The 753-nt window shown below is 57.0% G+C and carries 1 protein-coding gene and 1 pseudogene; both read right to left on the bottom strand.

What is annotated here, in order from left to right:
• Nucleotides 1-363 (bottom strand): annotated as a pseudogene (locus tag A3730_RS03975) (hypothetical protein); the annotation flags it as partial.
• Between the two features lie 53 nt (nt 364-416).
• Nucleotides 417-753 (bottom strand): DUF1302 family protein (locus A3730_RS03970; protein ID WP_156500880.1); only part of this gene is annotated, 337 nt, incomplete at its 5' end.

Here is a 753-nt window from a genome sequence, read left to right as displayed (position 1 = left end):
CTCGGTGGTTTGTGTGGTCAGGTCTTCCAGGTGGATCGCCAGAGCACTGTCAAAACCATTGTCCTTCATGCGCTTGGCCAGGTAGTCCAGGCTTTTGCCTTCGACGCCCTTGTCACCGTAAACGGTGTAGGCGGCGGTGGCTTTTATGCCCATGGCGGCAAACTTGGCGACAATGGCATCTTCCAGATGCTCACGCAGTTCATGATCGACCAGCACGCCAACCACCAGGGATTGGTATGGGCCTTTGGGTGTGGCCTGGGAGCCGGTTTCAGCGCTGATGACTTTGGTGTCGTGATAGCCGCTGGCACAGGCTGCGAGCAGTACGGTGAACAGGGCCAACAGGGTCAATTGCAGTTTTTTCATGGTTTCCATCCTCTTGAGAAAAGCCGGCCGTGGCCGGCTGTTTCACTATCCGTTTAGAAGTTGTAGGTGGTGCTCAGGGACAGGTAATCCCGGTCTTCGACCACGCTGTACTCTTCATCGTTGTAGGTTGTGTAGGACAGGTTGGCGCTGAGTTGCTTGTAGGCCATGCCCAGGCTCACGCCGACGGTACGGGCATCTTCCTGCATCGCATCATCGCTGGAATAACCCTCAACACCGTGATTGAAGGTCAGGCCAGGGGTCAATGAGACCGCGCCGATGGCGTTGGCGTAGGTGGAGGTCAGGCTCAGCTGATAGCCCCAGCTGAAGTCGGTGACATAACCGTCTTCTCCCAGTTCGCCGACACCAAAGTTGGTGTGGCGACGGAAGCGC

It is taken from the genome of Alcanivorax sp. HI0044 (genome assembly GCF_001634945.1).
Note: the sequence above shows the minus strand (reverse complement) of the source record. Positions and strands in the feature narration are given on the sequence as shown.